Raw genomic sequence first — 18,376 nt, forward strand, 5'->3', positions numbered from 1 at the left:
GTCAAACGTCGTCGTTTGCGCGCGGTTCACCAGCCGCCGCTACATAAAAACAAAGCCAGGGCGTAACTTAATGAGCGTTAGCAATCCAACCCTGATCACCTTCGTGATCTACATCGCAGCAATGGTGCTGATCGGCTTCATGGCCTATCGTTCCACCAACAATCTTTCTGACTACATTCTGGGCGGTCGCAGCCTGGGCAGCGTCGTGACTGCATTGTCCGCCGGCGCCTCCGACATGAGCGGCTGGTTGTTGATGGGCCTGCCGGGCGCCATCTACATGTCCGGCCTGTCCGAAAGCTGGATCGCCATCGGCCTGATCATCGGTGCTTACCTGAACTGGCTGTTCGTCGCCGGCCGTCTGCGCGTGCAGACCGAGCACAACGGTGATGCGCTGACCCTGCCGGACTACTTCTCCAGCCGCTTCGAAGACAAAAGCGGTCTGCTGCGGATCATCTCCGCGGTCGTGATCCTGGTGTTCTTCACCATCTACTGCGCTTCCGGCATCGTGGCCGGCGCCCGCCTGTTCGAAAGCACCTTCGGCATGTCCTACGAGACAGCGCTGTGGGCCGGTGCTGCGGCGACGATTGCCTACACCTTCGTCGGCGGTTTCCTGGCAGTAAGCTGGACTGACACCGTACAAGCCACGCTGATGATCTTCGCTCTGTTGCTGACGCCGATCATCGTGCTGCTGGCCACCGGCGGCGTCGACACCACGTTCCTGGCCATCGAAGCGCAAGACGCCAGCAACTTCGACATGCTGAAAAACACCACCTTCGTCGGCATCATCTCGCTGATGGGCTGGGGCCTGGGCTACTTCGGCCAGCCGCACATCCTCGCGCGTTTCATGGCGGCGGATTCGGTCAAGTCGATCGCCAAGGCTCGCCGCATCTCCATGGCCTGGATGATCCTGTGCCTGGGCGGCACCGTGGCTGTAGGCTTTTTCGGTATCGCTTACTTCTCCGCGCACCCTGAAGTGGCTGGTCCTGTGACCGAAAACCCGGAGCGCGTGTTCATCGAGCTGGCCAAAATCCTCTTCAATCCTTGGGTTGCCGGTGTCCTGCTGTCGGCTATTTTGGCCGCGGTAATGAGCACCCTGAGCTGCCAGTTGCTGGTGTGCTCGAGCGCCCTGACCGAAGACTTCTACAAAACCTTCCTGCGCAAAACCGCTTCCCAGGTTGAGCTGGTTTGGGTCGGTCGCGCCATGGTGCTGCTGGTTGCCCTGATCGCTATCGCGCTGGCGGCTAACCCGAACAACCGTGTACTGGGTCTGGTCAGCTACGCCTGGGCCGGTTTCGGTGCTGCGTTCGGTCCGGTTGTGCTGATCTCCGTGATCTGGAAAGACATGACCCGCAACGGCGCACTGGCCGGTATTCTGGTTGGCGCGATCACCGTCATCGTGTGGAAACACTTCGAGCTGCTGGGTCTGTACGAAATCATCCCTGGTTTCATCTTCGCCAGCCTGGCGATCTACATCGTCAGCAAACTGGGCAACCCGACGGCGGGCATGCTTCAGCGCTTTGCCGCTGCCGAGGCAGATTTCCGCCTGAACAAGTGATCGGGACGAGCTGAGGCTCCGACCTTTCGCCGAACATGAAAACGGCCCGCTTCCTTTGGAGGCGGGCCGTTTTTTTTGCTTGCGGGTGACAAAGACCCGCTCCCCCATTGGCCGGTGGTGGTTTTGAGGGGGATGTCTGTAGTCGGATGTCCCGATTTTTGAAGGAAGAATCTATAAAAAAGTAGGGTGAATCTGAGTTTCCTGTCCCTTCATCAACACCCCTTGTCGCTCATGCAGAATCGCCCGCCTACATTCTGCAGAGACACATCGGATGTTCGCTCTCGCCAATCAACCGCGCTTCACGCTGACCGTCGACGGCAACCAGAATGAGCTCAAGGTGCTTGAGTTCACGGGAAAGGAAGCCATCAGCCAGCCCTACCGTTTTGACCTGGAACTGGTCAGCGAACGGCCGGACCTCGATCTCGAAAGCCTTCTGCATTGTCAGGCGTTTCTGAGTTTAGATGCGCAAGGTTGCGGCATCCACGGTCAGATTTATCGGGTGGGCCAAGGCGATTCCGGTCAACGTCTGACGCGTTATCAGATCAGCCTGGTGCCGCGTCTGAGCTACCTCGGGCAGCGCGTCAATCAGCGGATCTTCCAGCACAAAAGCGTGCCGACGATCATTGCGCAGGTTCTCAAGGATCATGGCATCCAGCGTGATGCCTTCGCGTTTCGTCTTGGCAGTGACTACCCCGAGCGCGAGTACTGCGTGCAATACGCGGAAAGCGATCTGGCGTTCATCCAGCGGTTATGTGCCGAAATTGGCATTCACTACCACTTCCAGCACAGCATCGACGGGCATTTGCTGGTGTTTGGTGATGATCAGACGGTTTTTCCTCTGATCGCCAAACCGACGCTTTACTTGCCTGACACCGGTATGGCGGCAGATGCGCCAGCGATCAATCGCTTCAACGTACGACTGGAAACCCGCACCACGGCGGTAGCTCGTCGCGACTACGACTTCCACAAACCGCGACTGCAACTTGAAAGCCGAATCGACAACGGGCAGTTGCCGGCCCTTGAGGATTACCACTTTCCAGGCCAGTTCACGGATCGCGAATACGGTAAGGAGCTGGCTCAGCGAGCGCTTGAACGCCACAACGCGGACTACCGTCAGGCTGAAGGGTGGGGCGATGAAACTGCTTTGGTCAGCGGGCATTTCCTACGCTTGGCCGAGCACCCGCGTCAGACATGGAATGACCTGTGGCTGATCACCCAAATTGAACACCATGGCCGTCAGCCGCAGGTGCTGGAAGAGATGGCCGGCAGCAACCCGGAAGATTTCCAAGGCTATCGAAATACCTTTCTGGCAACGCCGTGGGATGTTTCGTTTCGCCCGGTTCATATCGGGAAACCCTCTTTCACCGGTTATCAAACGGCTGTAGTCACGGGCCCAAGTGACAGCGAGATCCACTGCGACGAGTACGGCCGGGTCAAGGTACAGCTTGCTTGGGATCGTGACGGGAAGCGCAACGAACATTCCAGTTGCTGGCTGCGCGTCGCCACGGGCTGGGCGCATGACGGCTACGGCATCGCACTGATTCCTCGGGTCGGCATGGAAGTACTGGTGGGGTTCGTCGATGCCGACGTGGATAAACCGGTGGTCATGGGCTGCGTTCCCAATGGCGCCAACTCGGCACCACTGAATCTGCCCGCCGACAAAACCCGCAGCATTTTCCGCAGCCAAAGCAGTCCCGGTGGTGGCGGTTACAGCGAATTACGCATTGAGGATCGCAAAGGCGCCGAGGAAATCTACCTGCGGGCCCAGCGAAACTGGACTCAAGAGGTATTGAGCGACTTGCACGTCGAGGTCGGCAACCGGCGCAGTGCGGTCGTTGGTGTAAGCGATAACCTGCACGTGCGCGGTGATCGACATATCAGCGTCGGCAACCAGAGCCTTAACGCGAGCGGACAAGTCGTCATCGAAGGCGGTACCAATGTCACGCTTCAGGCGGGCGGGCACTGGATCAACATCGGCCCCGCCGGGATCTTCAGTAGCGTTCCGATAGAACTCGGTGGTGCACCGATGCCGGCAATGAGTGCGCCGAGCAGCCAAAGACAGCTCGCCGCTCTCAGCGTCGCACAGATTCTGAGCCTCAAAAGCGACGCGCCGTTCTGCGAAGAATGCGCGCGTTGCAAGGAGGGTGTCTGTGCAGCCTGATCGCTTGTCACCTCGCGAATGGCTGGAGCGCCAACCGCTGAAACCTTCGGAGCAACTGTTCGCGATCTTCAGCAATACAAGCTCCGCAGAACCCTTAAAGGCCTGGCAGCGATCGATCGCCGCTCAAGCACCCAGTCCGATCTGGGCCGACACCGACTATGCCGAGTGGGAACCGGTCATGCCTTATGTCGGAATCGTTGCTGCCGGCAGTGAGTTTCTGGAATGGGCGGCCACGACCGAGTCTTGCGACTGGGGTTGGCTCGCGGTGTCTTCTTCGACTCGGGAAGTGTTGGTCGAGCATTTATGCAGCCTTACGCAAGTGCTTTTGCCTAATGGCAGCGTAGTATTTTTCCGTTTCTGGGATGGGCGTTATTTATTGCCGATTCTTCAGTCTGCCGAGGTAAACGCGGCACAACTGATGCCGGTGATCGGGCGTTGCCTGATCAATGGCCAGTCACTTGAAATTGGCGGTGACGCGCTGAAAACCTCCAGGGTTTTTCCATGGTGGGAAGTCTCCGCAACGCTGCTGGAACATCTCGCTGACCAGTCAAGCACCACTCGGGTGAACAACTTGCTCAAGTGGCTGAGCGAGGACCGTCCTGATCTTTTCGAGGCGTTCTCCGAAAACGTCTTGCGGCACAAGGTGGTGGTCTTTTTAGAGGCGCCAGACCTGCCGCCAGCACCGAAATCAGCCTTGGTGGATTACCTGATATCGGAGCTGGACTGATGGATCAGATCGTACAGATCGAGCAGGAGCTCGACGGCTTCAAAGACACCTTGACGCTCTATCGCGAACAACTTGGCAACTGGTTCAACCGTACTGCCGACAAAGTCAGCCGGGCGACGGACATGCCTTCGCTGATGGGCGTGGAACGGCAAATCAAGCTCGGCAGTACCACCCAGTCGGTCAGCAGTAGCGATGACGATTTTATCTCCAGTGTTGCTCAGTGTCCTGAGAGCAGGATTCTGGAGATCGAAAGCAAGTTCGAGTCGGTTTACGACATTCCACTGGGGAACATTCAGGTTGATGTGATTGCCGTTGATGGCGGCGAAAAGACAACGGTCACGCTTGATGAAAACGGCAAGGGACGGTTCGAAGGTACACCCGGCAAGTTCTACCGTGTTCATGTCCACAGCGCGGTGACTTCGGATCAAGTTGATGAGCTTTTCAAGTCTTACGACGACCTGAGCGAACAACTCGAAACCTGGCTGCGCAACGAGTGGCAAGGTTTCAAGCCGCAATGGTCGCAGTCGGTTTTTGCCGCAGCGGGTAACGGCATGCTTGCTGGAAGTTGGGCCGCAATTATTGGTGTGTGGGACAGCCTCAACGTGCTCTCGGACATTCTCAAGGATCCCGGCGAGTTCGTTGAGCGACTGGGTAGCGGTGCTGATGAGCTGGCCAGGCTCGCAAAAACGGCTCCGGACGTGATGGCAAAAGTCCAACTGTTGGCCAGCGATGAAGCGGCACTGTGTTTGTTGCTGCGCACCGCCAGCCTCTGGTTGGAGATGCTGCCGCCCAGCGAGGTCGCCGGAAAAACCGCCGAGGCTGTATCAACAGTCGTCGTGCAGTTGCTCATCGACATTCTGATCGGGATTGTCCTGACCTTCGCTGGCGCGGGGGCTGGCATTGCTTATCTGAGTATGCGTTTTGCCAGTTACGGCGCCCGCCTCGTCAGCGCCGTGCAGGGATTCGTCAAAGCGATCTTCAACCTCATCGATAACTTCATGAGCTACGTCGACCGCTACAAAAAGGTCGCAGCAAGGGGCGTGGCGGCGGGCCCCAGAAGTGGCGGGGTGCAGCTGCGTTGGGACGCCAAACGCAACACGACCCTCAAGCAAACCGAACACCAGGACGACGTCCCGGTTCAGGCGAAAAACCCCAACGGCGACCCTGCCGATTCCGCCGATAAAACCGCCACCAACAAATGCCCGGTGTCGATGGTCACCGGCGAAGAGCTGCTGACCCTCACTGACGGCTCGCTGGACGGCATCCTGCCGTTCGACTTCACCCGCCTCTACCGCACCAGCGCTGTCGAGATCGATGGCGGGCTCGGTTTCGGCTGGAGTCACAGCCTCGCGCATCGACTGGAAATCGAGGGCGACAACGTCATCTGGATCGATCACGAAAATCGCCGCACCTCTTTTCCACTGCCGAGCATCGAACGCCCGGCCATCCACAACAGCCTCTCGCGCGCGGCAATTTTCCTGGGCGACGAACCAGAAGAATTGATCCTCGCCCAGGCCGGCGATGACACGCGTTTCTATCACTTCATCAACGGCCGACTGACAACGATCAGCGACGGTTACGACAACCGACTGCGCGTCACACGCGACCGCCAGGAGCGCATCAAGCGCCTCGATAACGGCGCCGGCCGTGCCTTGCTGTTGCGTTATGAGCGCAGCCATCTGGTCGCCGTCGATTATCAGGTTTTCGTCCCGGCCCAAAATCTCGACCAGGCTTGGCACTCCGAACAGACGCTGATCAGTTATCGCTACAACGACCGCTGGCAACTGATCGAAGCCACCAACGCTGTCGGCGAAAGCGAACGTTACGACTACGACGATCAGCACGTCATCCTGCAGCGGCAACTGGCCGGTGGGGCGAGTTTCTTCTGGGAGTGGGAACGGTCCGGCAAGGCGGCGCGATGCATCCGACATTGGGCGTCGTTTGCCCAGATGGAGGCGCGGTATGTCTGGGACGACGCGGGCAGCGTCACGGTCCGCAACAGTGATGGCAGCGAAGAGGTTTACCAGCACGATGATCGCGCGCGGTTGGTGCGCAGGATCGGGCTGGATGGCGGCGAACACCTCAAGGCCTACGACGACAAAGGCCGGTTGATTGCCGAGCAGGATCCGCTCGGCGCCGTCACCGAATACCACTACGACGAAGTCGGGCGGCTGGTCGCGCTGATTCCACCGGAAGAGGAACCAACTTCCTACGAGTATCGCAACGGTTTCCTGCATGCGCAGTCCCGCGGCAAAGCCGTGTGGACGTATCGGCGCAATGCCCAGGGCGATGTCATCGAGGCGACCGATCCTGACGGTCATGTCACCCACTATCACTACGATGAAAAAGGGCAGTTGCTGTCGATCCGGTATCCGGATAACAGCCGTCATCTCTTCGTCTGGAATGCCTTGGGCCAACGGGTTGAAGAGACCTTGCCGGACGGTGGTCAGCGGCGGTTTTCCTACGATGCGTTGGGTCGGCAGATTACCCGCCAGGACGAACACGGCGCCGTCACCCGCTACCAGTGGGATGCCGTCGGACGACTGCTTCAGACGACGCTTCCCACAGGTGCCACTCGGGCATTCAGCTACAACGCCTACGGAAAAATCACCGCTGAACGTGACGAACTGGGTCGTGCCACGCGCTACGAATACCTCGACGATTTGCACTTGGTCAGCCGCCGCGTCAATGCCGACGGTTCGCAGCTGAAGTATCGCTACGACAACGCACAGCTATTACTGACGGAAATCGAAAACGAGTCGGGTGAGAAATACCGCCTGGATTACACGCCCGGCGGATTGATCCGACAGGAAACCGGATTCGATGGTCGTCGCACCGCGTATGCCTACGACCTCAACGGCCATCTGTTGGAGAAAACCGAGTTCGGCGATGAGGGGGCGCGGTGGGTTACCGCTTATGAACGAGACTCGGCAGGGCGGTTGCTGGTCAAGACGCTGCCCGACGGCATCAAGGTCGAGTATGGCTACGACAGCCTTGGCCGCCTGATCAACGTCAATGACGGCCACGATCATCCGCTGGAATTCGAGTACGACCAACAGGACCGCCTGATCACCGAACATCAGGGCTGGGGCACCTTGCGCTATGGCTACGATGCCTGCGGCCAGCTCAACCGCATGCGCCTGCCGGACGGCAGCAAACTCGACTACCACCACGAAAAGGGCGGCGCGCTGAGCGCCATCGACCTCAATGGCGCGCGGCTCACCACCCACCAATTCGCCTTCGGCCGCGAGCAGCAACGCCAACAAGGTCAACTCACCAGCCACTATCACTATGACGAACAGGGCCGGCTGCAAGCCCACGCGATCAACCAGCCAACCCGATCGCTGTACCTGCGCCACTACAGCTACGCGGTCAACGGCAACCTGGCGACCATCGCCGACAGCCGCCACGGCCAGCGCAGCTATTACTACGACCCGCTCAACCGCCTGACCCGCGTACGCCATACCCGCGACGACCTACCGGAAACCTTCGCTCACGACCCTGCTGGCAACCTGCTGTTGCAGGATCGCCCCGGCGTGGCGACCGTTAAAGGTAATCGCCTGCTGATGCAGGGTGACCGCCATTACGACTACGACGCCTTTGGCAACCTCATCCGCGAGCGGTGCGGTACTGGGCAAAAACTCGTCACCGACTACCGTTACGACTGCCAGCACCGGTTGATCGGCGTCACCACACCCGACGGACGTTGCGCGAGTTACCGCTACGACGCCTTCGGCCGCCGCATCGCCAAAACCGTCGACGGTCACACCACCGAATTCTTCTGGCAGGGCGACAACCTCGTCGCCGAAAGCAGCCGCGAGCATTACCGCAGCTACGTCTACGAACCCGGCACTTTTCGCCCATTGGCCATGCTCGACGGCAAAGGCCCGCGCAAGGCGTGCCCGTTTTACTACCAGCTCGATCACCTTGGTACGCCGCAGGAACTGACGGATTTTGGTGGCGAGATTGTCTGGTCGGCGAAGTACAACGCCTACGGAAAAGTCACGCATTTAGCAGTTGGCGGGGGAGAGCGGCTCGAACAACCGCTGCGGTTTCAGGGGCAGTACTTTGATGTCGAGAGCGGTCTGCATTACAACCGGCATCGGTACTATGATCCGGAGGTAGGGCGATATCTGACGCCGGATCCTGTGAAGCTGGCGGGTGGGCTGAATCAGTACCGCTACGCGCTGAATCCGACGGGGTGGGTTGATCCGTTGGGGTTGAACGGCAACTGCCCCCGAACGAATGAGCCAGGGTGCGGCGCACCGGATGATACGGCGGCCGCTAAGGTTAAAGAGGGTGAACCGGCTCTTCCGAAGATGACGGCTGAGCAGCGGCGGGCGAGGATTGATGAATTGGCCGAGGCTAATGCCAAAGGAAGAGTCGAGGCGATGGAACACAAATACGACATGCACACTGTTAAAAAGCACAGTTCAGACATTTCAGACATTGCGCTTAAGCAGCGTGCCATTAATGGAGCGGATCCTCACACTGGAAGAATACCGAGAGGAGCAAGAGGAAATCTAAGCTCCCAGTTCAGCAATTGGAGAATGCATTTCAATGCCTTGAACAAGGCAATGACTAGGGAAATGTTAGGTCTCAGCCCACATACGGGGAAAGACCACAACCAAGATCCGATTGTGCGGATGGAGCTTCCTGGAGCTGGTCGTGGTTATAGGCCAAACAGAAGGGATATAGATAATCCTAAGTTGAATGAGGATTTGGATTGGTTTGAAGTTAAGTTTGACAAGGATGATGTGAACCGTCCCTATACTGCGTTTCCTGCGGAGAGAAAATAATGTTGCGTGATCCATTTTTAGATGAAAAATTTGATCCGAATTTAATGTGGTTTGTCGGGGTTTTTGGTGTTTATGATCGCGAAGAAACGCTAGGTGTAGAGCTTGAAGTCTATGATCCTAATAATAAATACGACAGAGCTGAGCTGATCAGAAAGTATAGTTTGAACTTAAACTACTTATCCTATAGGCATAAGTTTGTTTTGGTGGAGGCGCTGGCAAATAAGCTGAATGATGAGAGCTATAATTTTCAGCAGTTATTTGATATTGATGAGGGTGAGGCTGCGAGCTGGCCACGTGGGGAGTGGTACGAACTGGAGAACCCTCGGGAATTTCTTCAGGATGTATACGCACTAGCGCAAGAGGAATGGAAAGACGACCTTCATAAAGCCAGCCTCGAAGATCAATCAACTTGGTAAGTCTTGCGATCTCTGACTCAGATAGATTTTATGACTGCTTCGCGCTCAATTCGCGGGCAAGCCACGCTCCCACAGGATTGAAGTCGTTCCCGTTTTTTGTGGCTTGACTTGGTCCTGTGGGAGCGTGGCTTGCCCGCGAAGGCGGTCTTACAGGCAGCGAAATTTCTGGGCAAGGTCGTCGGAAGTTTCCTTCAATTTCTATCGGTTTCCATGAACTGGTACGCATCGAGCCGTATCGATAGTCTTGGGTGGTCACTGCAAATTCAGTGACAGGGTGTGGAAGCCCTTCTATCGTTAGGCGCGTCAAGCGCCACCAGTTCGGCGTTTTTTATCGTCTGTGTTTTATGGTGGCTGTGCGCGGGGCGCTTTCGAGTGCGCCGAGTGCCTAACGTCTCGGTCTTCCACACCTGCGTACAGCCGCCACCCATTGCGTGGAAGTGATTGTTGGCGGTCCAATTCATACGTTAGGAATCAGACTGATGACAAATCTCCACCCCGATCCACCCTACGAAAAACCAGCCCCTCCACCCAAAAGCCGTTTCATGGCACTGACCAGCAACTGCGACGACATGCCCACCTTGTTCGTCGATACCCTCGCACCACTCGACGTTTTATACGACGCGGCCAGCTTTCGTATCCGCGCCGTCACCCAAGTCATGGAAAACCTGTCGATGCGTGGCTCGGTCGAGTGTCAGTCCTTCATCCTCAGTGACTTTGCCTTGCTCTGTGCCATTCCGTTGCGGGATGGGTGTGATGTGCTGGATGTGTTGGGGCGGCGGTTGAAAGCGCTGTCGTAACATCGGTAAAGGGGGATCCTTCCGGTGTAATTGCAGGAAGGATCGTCCGGATGATTTTTGATGACCTACTTTGGTAGGTACTGATCCTGAGATTTGACGAATGCTTCGAATTCCGCGGAGTTGTAAACCTCTAGGCAACCATAAAAAACCATTTTTTTATCGGAGTGCTTGCTGACGGATGAGGTCCTTGCGTAGGCATTACGCATGTATTTCTCGGTTTCTGCGTAGGGATCGTGCGTGACTTCAAGGGTGTCCTCGTTTTGAACGATCAGATGCTGACCTTTTCCCATCGACGAGTAGGCGCCAATCGCGAGTCCTATATCAGATTTGATTTCTGACTCGCCCTTGAATTGGCCGGAAATACAGTTGGCCAACCCATAATTTTTAAGCGTTTCTCGAGCCTTGTCGATACTGATTTCAGCAGATATGGCTCGTCCTGAAACCAATAGCAGTGTCAGCACAATTAACTGCGAGCGCGTCATCCTTTCAACTCCCAAAAGTTTATTTTTTCCAGCTCTACCCTCGGATTGTCATAGGTGTGGCTGTCTTGCCTATGGTAGTCACTTTCGTCACCGGTCACGCTCCCGTTCCAAAGGGTCGCGTGGCCTGATGCGTCGCTCCACCCGGTGATCTCCATGACAATGACGCCTTTTTTGCCATTTATAAAATTTGAATTACTTTGCGTCAAAATATGGTCGGGTTCGCCCCAGTTATGTCTAAGAAATGCGAGGAAATCTACCACCTTCATGATGTAGGGGAGTTGGTCCGCTCCACTCAATCGATAGATGGGCTGGTTTTTTATGATCGTGCCTTTGGGGATTTTGTATCCGCCATAGTTAAAGGCTCTGCTTATCCTCAAGGCGCAGGCATTCGCATAAGCATCAGGCTTTTCAACTCTTGCCGCTTCGACTCCGCCGCCGACAAGTCCATAAACCTCCACTGAGCCTTTATGACCCACTTCTGCATATGCGTTCCATAAAGTGCTGAAACGAGGCCGTTTAACCGAAATGTTGGAAGACACCCCCCCCGGAACTGATGACAACTTGAGCCATTATGCTTCCCCTTCCATGTCAATAATTTCGCTTCCAAATGCGTTTGGAATGATGGCTATGCCTTTGGCTCCGACTATCCCGGTCAACGCTTTTTCGGTGGGGCCGCTAATGTTGACGGTAACCGTTTCGCCGGGAGAATAACCCGAGGTTTTTACATGAATATTCAAGTCGGTGTAAAACCGGGAAACTGACTCAACAGGCACCTGCGCATCGCCATAGGACAAGGAAATATCAGTGATGGTCTTGGGGCGATTGAGCGCGGCAGTGATGCCTGAAAAATCTGCTTTGTTGTGTTCGGCTCCTCCGTATACAGATGACTGAGCAAACATCACCTTGTTGGATTGTGGAGGGCAGCCGCAGGCAACGTAATCACCTTCCAGGGCAACCAATCCGGCCGGTAATGTAATGGTTCTGGGCCCGACCGCGACGATAGGGCCTTTTCCTTTGCTGCAGGCTGGGCAACTTGCCACGTGTCCAATGGACGAGGGAAAATCGCAGCCGTCGGTAGCTCCGACGCAGGGACGTGATCGCAATTGAATGAGCGAATGCCCGCTCAGCCGCGAAGCCCTGACGTTCGCCTCGGTACAAGGTAAACTTCCCGGCCTTCGCAGGAGCAATCATGAATTATCGTCACGCCTTCCATGCCGGCAATCACGCCGATGTGTTCAAACACCTGACTTTGACCCGCCTCATCGCCCTGATGTCGCGCAAGGAGCAGCCGTTTGCCTATCTCGACACTCACGCCGGCATTGGTCTGTATGACCTGCAGGGTGATCAGGCGAGCCGCACCGGGGAGTACCTGGAAGGCATCGCGCGGTTGTGGGATCAGCCGGACCTGCCGGCGTTGACCGCCGATTACATGAAGGTGCTGCATGACATGAACCCGGATGGCCAGTTGCGCTATTACCCAGGGTCGCCGGAGCTGGCGCGGCGTCTGACGCGGCCGCAGGATCGGGTGATGCTCAACGAGAAGCATCCGCAAGACGGTGTGTTGCTCAAGGACAATATGGCCGGCGACCGTCGGGTGAAGGTTCACCTGGGCGAAGGCTGGCATGTGCCCCGGGCGATGCTGCCGGTGCAGGAGAAGCGGGCGGTGATGTTGATCGATCCGCCGTTTGAGCAGCTGGATGAAATGCAACGCTGTGCGGCGGCGCTGAAAGAGGCGGTTGGCCGGATGCGCCAGACCGTGGCGGCGATCTGGTACCCGGTGAAGGACCAGCGCATGTTGCGGCGTTTCTATCAGGATCTCGCAGGGTCGGGCGCGCCGAAGTTGTTGCGGGTGGAATTGCTGGTGCATCCACTGGACACGCCGAACAGTTTGAACGGTTCCGGGTTGGCGATTGCGAATCCGCCGTGGGGGCTGGAAGAGGAATTGCGTGAGTTGCTGCCGTGGTTGTCCAAGAAGCTTGGGCAGACCCAGGGTGGGTGGCAGATGGATTGGTTGATTGCTGAGTAAGCAGAGAATTTGTGGCGAGGGAGCTTGCTCCCGCTGGGGCGCGGAGCGGCCCTGATTTCGGTAGCGATGTTCATTCAGCAAGAACCCGCATACCGATTTTACGACTGCTTCGCAGCCGAGCGGGAGCAAGCTCCCTCGCCACAGGTATTGCGCTAAGTCAGATCGGGCACGTCACGCCCGTACCGCCAATCCCGCAATACCCTTCTGGATTCTTGGCCAGATACTGTTGGTGATAGGCCTCGGCGAAGTAGAACGTCGGCGCTTCTTCGATTTCAGTCGTGATCGTGCCTTTACCCGCCTTGGTCAACTCGGCCTGGAATACTTCCTTGCTGTGATTGGCGGCTGCCAATTGAGTCGGGTTGGTCGCGTAGATGACCGAGCGATATTGGGTGCCGATGTCGTTGCCCTGACGCATGCCCTGAGTCGGGTTGTGCAGTTCCCAGAACATCTTCAGCAGCTCTTCATAGCTGACTTTCGCCGGCTCGTAGACCACCAATACCACTTCGCTGTGGCCGGTCAGGCCCGAGCAGACTTCTTCATAGGTCGGGTTCGGCGTAAAGCCGCCGGCGTAACCCGCCGCCGTACTCACCACACCTTCACGCTGCCAGAACTTGCGTTCCGCACCCCAGAAGCACCCGAGACCGAAGATCGCGAAATCCACGTCCATGGCAAACGGGCCCAGCAGCGGGGCGTCGTGGACGAAGTGTTTTTCCGGCACGGTCATCGGGGTTTCGCGGCCAGGCAGCGCTTGTTCTTTTGTAGGGAGCACGTTTTTGTTCACCAGAATTTCCGAGCGCAGAACCATTATCAGTCCTCTCAGTCAGGTTGAAATTGTCAGACGCGCAGTTTGCCCGAATGCAGCCCCGCTGTCAGGCGAGCGGGCCACGCGGGTAGCGCTTGAGCTTTTCGATCAGCTCGGAGCCCGGGATCGGTCGGTCGAACAGGTAGCCCTGGCCGACGTCACAGCGGTGGCGGCGCAGGAAAGCCAACTGCTCGGCCGTCTCGATGCCTTCCGCCACGACCTTGATTTTCAGGTTGTGGGCCATGGCGATCACCGCGGAGGTGATTTCCATGTCGTCCTGGTTGTCCGGGATTTCGTGAATGAAGCTTCGATCAATCTTAATGATGTCGATCGGGAATTTTTTCAAGTAACTCAGCGACGAGTAACCGGTGCCGAAGTCGTCCATGGCCAGGGTCAGGCCCAGGCGTTTGAGCTGGTCGAGCTGCAAGTGGGTGTCTTCGGTGGCTTCCAGCAGCAGGCCTTCGGTCAGTTCCAGCTCCAGCAGGTTCGCCGGCAGCGCTTCTTCCTTGAGGATGTTGGCGATCGACGACACCAGGTCCGGGTCGGAAAACTGCTTGGGTGACAGGTTGATCGCCACTTGCAGGTTGCCCAGGCCCGCCGCCGTCAGGTCTTTGCTCATGCGGCAGGCCTGGCGCGCGATCCATTTGCCGATTGGAATGATCAGGCCGGTTTCTTCAGCGACGCTGATGAACTGATCCGGGCGGATCATGCCCTTTTCCGGATGGTTCCAGCGCAGCAGCGCTTCCATGCCGAGCAGGCGGCCGCTGCGCAGGCAGAGCTTGGGCTGGTAGAACACGTCCAGCTCGTTTTGGGTCAGGGCGCGGCGCAGGTTGTTCTCGACGAACAGTTTGTAACTGGCTTCGGCGTTCAGCGCTTCGGTGAACACCTGGACCTGGTGCTTGCCGTTGGCCTTGGCCTTGTGCAGCGCGAGTCCGGCGTTACGCATCAGGGTTTGTGGATCGCGGCCATGCAGTGGCGCGCAGGCCAGGCCAACAGAGCCGGTGACGCTGATCAGCTGGTTGTCGACGAACATCGGTTTGTCGAGGGTCGCCAGCAGTTGGTTGGCGACTTGCTGGCCCATCGCGAGGTCGGTGTCGTCCAGCAGTACGGCGAATTCGTTACTGGCGAAACGCGCCAGGCTGCCGCTCGGGATCAGGCTGTTGCGCAGGCGCCGCGCCAGGCTGATCAGCAGCTTGTCGCCGGTCTGGTGGCCGAGGCTGTCGTTGATCCGCTTGAAGTTGTCGATGTCCACCAGCAACAGGCTGATCGGGGTGTCGCTGTCTCGGGCGAAGCGTTCATCGAGGTTGCGGATGAACGCTGGTCGGTTGCCGAGGTTGGTCAGGTTGTCGGTGTAGGCCAGGCGCTCGATGCGCTGCTGGGCGAGTTTGGTCTGGGTGATGTCTTCGTAGATGCCGATGTAATGCGTCAGCTCGCGGTTGTCGCCGTACACCTTGGAGATCGACAACTGGCCCCAGTAGGGTTCGAGGTTTTTGCGCCGGCTTTTGAATTCGCCCTGCCAGCTGTTGCTCTTGGCCAGCGCCGAGGGCGCGTCGAACAGCAGTTCGCTGAGGTTTTCCAGGGCCGGCAGTTCCGACAGCCGCTGGCCGTGGACTTCTTCGGTGCTGTACTGGGTGATCGCGGTGAAGCTCGGGTTGACGTATTCCACCACACCGTCGCAATTGACCAGCAAGAAGGCGTTGGCACTCTGCTCGACCGCCCGCTGGAACAGGTGCAGGGCGCTGGTGACGGTGCGGCGGTTGTGGTTGTTGATGACCTGGGCGAACTGATCGGCCAGCTCGCCAGCGAAGGCGATTTCGTCGGACTGCCAGGCGCGGGTCGCACCCGTTTGTTCCAGGCAGAGCACGCCGACCACCTGGCCATCCACGCGAATGCTGGCGTCGAGCATCGCGTTGACGTTGCGCGGGCGCAGGCTCTCGGCCATTTCCCGGGTGCGCGGATCACGAATCGCATTGTGCGCATCGATCGCTCGGCTGCCGTGCAGCGCATCCATGTAATCGGGGAAACCGCTGATGTCGATTGGTTCCGGCATCGCGTATTCCCGAGTGGCACGGTGATACGCCGAGATCGGCACCAACATCGAACCGTCGAGGTTCCACAGGCTGGCGCAGTCGATTTCGTAGATGTCACAGGCACTGCGGGTGATCAGTTCAGCGGCTTCTTGCAGGGAATTGCCGGAGCTGTAGCGCTGGCGGGTCAGCAGCAGGATCAGGTCTTGCTGGGCGCGCACGCGATCCAGGTGCAGGAGTTGCTCCTGTTGGGCGCGCTGATTGAGTTCAAGGGCGATCTGCAGGCGCGAGTTCTGGGTTTCCAGGTCCAGCGCCGGCAGCAGCGGTTCGCCCTCGAACAGACCGTCGACCACCAGCAGGTAGCCGCGCAGCAGGTGTCTGTTGTGTTGTTTGTAGGCTTCGCCCATTTCCAGCAGGCTCAACGTGCCGGCGGCGGTGTGCAGGGAGTAGCGGATCAGGTAATGCGGGCACTCGGTGAGTTGCTGCTGGATGGCGTCATGCAGCTGATAGCGCGCTTCGGGCTCCATCAGGCTGGCGTAGGGTGAGCCGACCAGGGCGCAGAGCTCCACTGCCGGCAGACCGAACTGTCGCTCGCAATTGGGATCGAGAAACAGCAGCGCCCAGCTTGGTTCATTCAGCCGTTCGAAACGCAGCATGCCGAGCCGCGAGGGCACAGGCAACTGCGTCACTACCTCGGCCACCATACGGCTGGCGGCATCGGGTTGGCTCTTCATATGGAGGGAAACTCGCTTCGAATGTGCTGATCGCGCCGGGCTCTCGCCCTCTTTACTGTTGCCTGCGGCAAGGTTGCATCATTGCGACACTGACTGACAAGAGACATGAAGGCCAAGTGCTATAAGAATATGTCGGCAGAGGCGAAGATTTCTTCAGCGTGGGCCGAAAAGTAATGTTTTTACCCAAAAGATCGCAGCCTTCGGCAGCTCCTGCAGAGGAATGCAATCTCATGTAGGAACTGCCGCAGGCTGCGATCTTTTTGCGATTAACGCAATTTGATGTTTGTCGAATGCAGCGGTTTGCCTTCCCGGTCGTGATAACTGACGCGAATCCGCTCTGACTCTACGATCAGATGGGCAAAGTTGTCCTGGCTGATCACCTCGCTGGTCAGTTCATGCCGATAAACTCCCGCGGCAGCCTGCGCCAGTGGTTGATCGAGGATGAAGGTGGAGGCCTTGGCGTAGGGCAGCAGTTTGCTGTTGCACAGCGGCGAGGAGACGATGGTGTGAACCTCGAAATGCGGGTCTTCGCTGTGTGTCAGCCGGCTGGTGAGGGAGCCGTGCACATCGCCGGACACGAAGAAGACGTTCTTGATGCGCTGTGTGCGAATAATCTCCAGCAACCGCAGGCGTTGTTCCGGGAAGGCTTGCCAGGCGTCATTGCCCAGGCGCTTGCGATCGGGATAGAACATCACACTGGTGACGACGAATTTTACCCGGGCCGGACTGTGGATCAGCCAATTGCACAAGGCTGTTTCCTGCTCGTTGTCGAGGATCCGCCGGTCGCTGGCCGATAGATTGCGTCGGGTTCGGCTGTCGGTGACAAACCATTCGATATCACCATGGGTGAATTGATACCAATAGCGCTCCAGGTGTCGTTCGATGTTTCCATCTTCCAGCAACTCTCGGGCGGGGCTGTGGCTGGCTTGATATAACTCATAGGCGGCGATGGCATTGTTATAGAGATCGTCGTCGTTTTTGTTTTTATTGGCGGGCCAGTTGTCTTCGATTTCATGGTCGTCGAGGATCATGTAAGTCGGCGTGCCGGACATCAACTTTGCAATATGAGGCTGGGAAAAAGCGATGCGGTACTTACTGAGTATTTCCTTGTATTCCCGATCCGGGGCGATGATGTTCAAGTCATCGATATAGACTTGGTCGCCCGTCATCAACAGTGCGCTGATGGGCGTTTCGGTGCGCTGTGCCAGATGGGTGATGGAAGCGAAGATCCGGTCGCCCAGATGCGGGAGCGAAGGCGCACCGACCGTCATCCGCAGGTAGCGGCATGACCCGACGATGTAAGCCCGTGGCACGGCGGGATTGCTGGACGGGGTGCTGAAACGGTAGACAGTCCGGGGCCATTGCAACGGCAGTTCCTGAATCGTCTCGACGGTGTGCACCGGGCTCATGGGGCTGAACCAGCCCGCCTGGTATTCGTACTCGGTATCGGCGGCGAGGCCGTTGAGCGCGAAGACGTCGCACATGTCTCGCGCGGCAGTCAGTTGAATGAACATTCCTTTGGACCAGGGCGTGTCGCCGCTGCGTCGATAACGAACTCCACCAAATACCAGCGTGTCTTTTTGAAGTCCTCCACGTAAAAAGATACGTGCGTGATGAGCTGTAGTGTGGCCAATGATCGGGCCGACTGTAGGTTTGAACATATTCGAATCCATTCGAAGGAGTGCTAACTAATCAATTAAGTCTGTTTAACTTTTCGTCAGTTGTTTGTGTAACTAAGCCTAGAGGCTGGCCGGAAAAAAATATCGTGCCGAAGTGGATTCGAGTTGTGGGTGAACTCAGCCGCGGGCGTAGGAAAGAGTCTTTTTCAAGGCAAAAAAAGCCCCGCCAAA

General features: G+C 57.5%; 13 protein-coding genes. 7 read left to right on the plus strand and 6 right to left on the minus strand.

Annotated elements, in window-relative coordinates; translation table 11 throughout:
- Positions 1–70 precede the first annotated feature (70 nt).
- From putP to ACM6IQ_RS23520, 6 genes are all read left to right on the plus strand, one after another.
- Complete coding sequence (gene putP / locus ACM6IQ_RS23495) at positions 71–1,555, plus strand: sodium/proline symporter PutP (protein WP_017336183.1); 1,485 nt, start codon at positions 71–73, stop codon at positions 1,553–1,555.
- Positions 1,556–1,826: 271 nt separating this feature from the next.
- Complete coding sequence (locus tag ACM6IQ_RS23500) at positions 1,827–3,716, plus strand: type VI secretion system tip protein VgrG (RefSeq protein WP_414879967.1); 1,890 nt, start codon at positions 1,827–1,829, stop codon at positions 3,714–3,716.
- Positions 3,706–4,443 (plus strand): DUF4123 domain-containing protein, encoded by a 738-nt coding sequence (locus tag ACM6IQ_RS23505; protein WP_414879968.1) that lies wholly within the window; start codon positions 3,706–3,708, stop codon positions 4,441–4,443. The genes ACM6IQ_RS23500 and ACM6IQ_RS23505 overlap by 11 nt, the downstream gene beginning before the upstream one ends.
- Positions 4,443–9,242 carry an RHS repeat-associated core domain-containing protein gene (locus ACM6IQ_RS23510; protein WP_414879969.1) on the plus strand — a complete coding sequence of 1,600 codons (4,800 nt, stop codon included), beginning with the start codon at positions 4,443–4,445 and terminating at the stop codon, positions 9,240–9,242. The genes ACM6IQ_RS23505 and ACM6IQ_RS23510 overlap by 1 nt, the downstream gene beginning before the upstream one ends.
- Positions 9,239–9,658, plus strand: coding sequence for a hypothetical protein (locus ACM6IQ_RS23515; protein WP_414879999.1), 420 nt, complete (start codon positions 9,239–9,241; stop codon positions 9,656–9,658). The genes ACM6IQ_RS23510 and ACM6IQ_RS23515 overlap by 4 nt, the downstream gene beginning before the upstream one ends.
- 479 nt (positions 9,659–10,137) lie before the next feature.
- Positions 10,138–10,455 carry a hypothetical protein gene (locus ACM6IQ_RS23520; protein ID WP_017336188.1) on the plus strand — a complete coding sequence of 106 codons (318 nt, stop codon included), beginning with the start codon at positions 10,138–10,140 and terminating at the stop codon, positions 10,453–10,455.
- A 65-nt stretch (positions 10,456–10,520) separates the two neighbouring features.
- On the opposite strand, the gene ACM6IQ_RS23525 is transcribed toward ACM6IQ_RS23520, so the two are convergent.
- From ACM6IQ_RS23525 to ACM6IQ_RS23535, 3 genes are read right to left on the minus strand one after another with little or no spacing between them, the layout of a single operon-like run.
- A complete protein-coding gene (locus tag ACM6IQ_RS23525; protein WP_414879970.1) occupies positions 10,521–10,937 on the minus strand; it encodes a hypothetical protein in 417 nt (138 codons plus the stop codon).
- A complete protein-coding gene (locus ACM6IQ_RS23530; protein ID WP_414879971.1) occupies positions 10,934–11,476 on the minus strand; it encodes a type VI secretion system amidase effector protein Tae4 in 543 nt (180 codons plus the stop codon). Before ACM6IQ_RS23530 ends, ACM6IQ_RS23525 begins: the two co-directional genes overlap by 4 nt.
- 30 nt (positions 11,477–11,506) lie before the next feature.
- Positions 11,507–11,896 (minus strand): hypothetical protein, encoded by a 390-nt coding sequence (locus tag ACM6IQ_RS23535; protein ID WP_414879972.1) that lies wholly within the window; start codon positions 11,894–11,896, stop codon positions 11,507–11,509.
- A 230-nt stretch (positions 11,897–12,126) separates the two neighbouring features.
- Between ACM6IQ_RS23535 and ACM6IQ_RS23540 the strand changes: the two genes are divergently transcribed.
- Entirely contained in the window at positions 12,127–12,963 is an 837-nt protein-coding gene (locus ACM6IQ_RS23540) for a 23S rRNA (adenine(2030)-N(6))-methyltransferase RlmJ (protein ID WP_017336191.1), read from the plus strand.
- 157 nt (positions 12,964–13,120) lie between these two features.
- On the opposite strand, the gene msrA is transcribed toward ACM6IQ_RS23540, so the two are convergent.
- From msrA to ACM6IQ_RS23555, 3 genes are all read right to left on the minus strand, one after another.
- A complete protein-coding gene (gene msrA / locus ACM6IQ_RS23545; RefSeq protein ID WP_017336192.1) occupies positions 13,121–13,768 on the minus strand; it encodes a peptide-methionine (S)-S-oxide reductase MsrA in 648 nt (215 codons plus the stop codon).
- Positions 13,769–13,832: 64 nt separating this feature from the next.
- Complete coding sequence (locus tag ACM6IQ_RS23550; protein WP_017336193.1) at positions 13,833–16,526, minus strand: putative bifunctional diguanylate cyclase/phosphodiesterase; 2,694 nt, start codon at positions 16,524–16,526, stop codon at positions 13,833–13,835.
- Positions 16,527–16,792: 266 nt separating this feature from the next.
- Positions 16,793–18,187 carry an alkaline phosphatase D family protein gene (locus ACM6IQ_RS23555; RefSeq protein WP_414879973.1) on the minus strand — a complete coding sequence of 465 codons (1,395 nt, stop codon included), beginning with the start codon at positions 18,185–18,187 and terminating at the stop codon, positions 16,793–16,795.
- Between the last annotated feature and the right edge of the window lie 189 nt (positions 18,188–18,376).

It is taken from the genome of Pseudomonas sp. IT-P100, from assembly GCF_949767185.1.
In the GTDB taxonomy this organism is placed as follows: domain Bacteria; phylum Pseudomonadota; class Gammaproteobacteria; order Pseudomonadales; family Pseudomonadaceae; genus Aquipseudomonas; species Aquipseudomonas fluorescens_B.

What these genes read in the sequence shown, in the direction of transcription:
- putP (WP_017336183.1), top strand. Translation starts at nt 71, where the DNA reads ATGAGCGTTAGCAATCCAACCCTGATCACCTTCGTGATCTACATCGCA.
- ACM6IQ_RS23500 (WP_414879967.1), top strand. Translation starts at nt 1,827, where the DNA reads ATGTTCGCTCTCGCCAATCAACCGCGCTTCACGCTGACCGTCGACGGC.
- ACM6IQ_RS23510 (WP_414879969.1), top strand. Translation starts at nt 4,443, where the DNA reads ATGGATCAGATCGTACAGATCGAGCAGGAGCTCGACGGCTTCAAAGAC.
- ACM6IQ_RS23520 (WP_017336188.1), top strand. Translation starts at nt 10,138, where the DNA reads ATGACAAATCTCCACCCCGATCCACCCTACGAAAAACCAGCCCCTCCA.
- ACM6IQ_RS23525 (WP_414879970.1), bottom strand. Translation starts at nt 10,937, where the DNA reads ATGACGCGCTCGCAGTTAATTGTGCTGACACTGCTATTGGTTTCAGGA.
- ACM6IQ_RS23540 (WP_017336191.1), top strand. Translation starts at nt 12,127, where the DNA reads ATGAATTATCGTCACGCCTTCCATGCCGGCAATCACGCCGATGTGTTC.
- msrA (WP_017336192.1), bottom strand. Translation starts at nt 13,768, where the DNA reads ATGGTTCTGCGCTCGGAAATTCTGGTGAACAAAAACGTGCTCCCTACA.
- ACM6IQ_RS23550 (WP_017336193.1), bottom strand. Translation starts at nt 16,526, where the DNA reads ATGAAGAGCCAACCCGATGCCGCCAGCCGTATGGTGGCCGAGGTAGTG.
- ACM6IQ_RS23555 (WP_414879973.1), bottom strand. Translation starts at nt 18,187, where the DNA reads ATGTTCAAACCTACAGTCGGCCCGATCATTGGCCACACTACAGCTCAT.